This is a genomic window from Microcoleus sp. S28C3, from assembly GCF_036700785.1.
Classification (GTDB): Bacteria; Cyanobacteriota; Cyanobacteriia; order Cyanobacteriales; family Microcoleaceae; genus Microcoleus; species Microcoleus asticus.
The window spans coordinates 1-1,513 of record NZ_JAUBPO010000273.1; the positions used below are offsets into that span (position 1 = coordinate 1).

2 pseudogenes are annotated in these 1,513 nt (G+C 40.4%); one reads left to right on the forward strand and one right to left on the reverse strand.

What is annotated here, in order from left to right:
* Positions 1–681: pseudogene (locus tag QUA13_RS32395) on the reverse strand (DUF6444 domain-containing protein); the annotation flags it as partial.
* A 90-nt stretch (positions 682–771) separates the two neighbouring features.
* Here QUA13_RS32395 and QUA13_RS32400 point away from each other — a divergent pair.
* Positions 772–1,242 (forward strand): annotated as a pseudogene (locus tag QUA13_RS32400) (transposase); the annotation flags it as partial.
* Between the last annotated feature and the right edge of the window lie 271 nt (positions 1,243–1,513).

A 1,513-nucleotide genomic window follows, 5' to 3' on the forward strand; every position in this document is an offset into this window, starting at 1 on the left:
TAAATCATTGATAGTAGGTTCTACCGCCTCAGCTACTCGTTGATTTGTTTTCTGAAGTGTTCCGGTACCAATCTCAACTGCACCTAGTTCCCATATCAATTCCTGTTGCTTTTGATAGGATAAGTACCCATAGTTTCCCAGCCATACTAGTAGTGCTTGGAGATTAATGTTCAAGTCTTGCCCCGCAACTATTCCCTCTGGTAATGAACCACGAACTACTCCACCACATTCGAGGCATTTACATGACTGTGTTTGATATTCTACGACTTCAATCGGTTTGGCTACTAAACAAGCCACTTGTTGTGTTTGAAGACTAATTACTTCACTTAATTCTCTACTTCCACACCAATTACATATTTCTGGGTTGCTAATTTCATATCGGTCTATCCTGCCAAATCCTTTGCGGGTTTTCTCTTGATGTCCTGGTTGCCCACCTGGTTTCTTTTTCGGCTCTTGTTCCGCTGAGACTTTGGCTTTTTCGGATTTCTGGATTAGATCTAGCGCAGGCGGCTGTGATGATGTTTTACTGTTAGTTCTACTTTTACCCGTTGCAATCGCTAGTTTCTCTTTCAGTTCTTCGATGATTTTTGGCAGAAAGAGCACCAATTCAACAAGTTCAGCTTGGCTCAACTGTTCTATCGCGGCTTTTTCTTGCTGTGTATTAGCTTCGGGCTTTTTCATGTATATATTCTAGCAGATTTTTCCCCTTCTATCATTTTTCACCTGAATCCTTACGTAGAAGCTTATTAAGATTCACAGCATACTATCGGTGAATCAGTTCATGCCGTTAGCGCAGCCCTCGAAGAGGATCGCATTTATCGAACAAGAGAAAATCGAGCGTGGTGTCAAGAGAGAGGAATTAGAATTAGTGGACCTCCTTTAGGAAGACCGCCAGCAGTTGTCAGTAAATCAAAAAAGAAGCAAGCTAAAGAAGACGAAAGAATTCGTCAGGCGATTGAAGGAAAATTTGGACAGGGTAAACGAAGATTTAGCTTGAATCGAGTGATGGCAAAACTTAGTAATACTTCCTCTACAGCCATTGCAATTACTTTTTTAGTAATGAACCTTTCTACCTGGTTACGGCGGGTTTTTTTGTGTATTTTTATGTCGAGCGGGCTAAACAACACCTGTTTTGAGATTGAGGATAAATTTCAATTATATTTGAAGCAAATTAACACAGAGAAACTTATCTTAAATAGAGCTAGAGGATATCGATCGCACCTGTTCTTTGCGGGCGATTGATTATTCAGCAAGCCCTAAGTAAGTCGGCGCCAAAAAACGCCCCTATGTAAACGAGGGCAAAGTCTCCAAATGCTCTCTACGGGCTAACTTAAACCTGTTTACATAGTGTTACATTATTCGGTTTAATCTTGCCTACCTACTTAGGGCTTGCTGAATAAGTAAGGGAAAAGTCAGATCGGGATTGACCATCTATTCAGGGTAAGCTCATCTAATTTGGTATAAATTGTACTTGACAAAAAAACAACTATAGAAAACGTGGTATTCACGTATT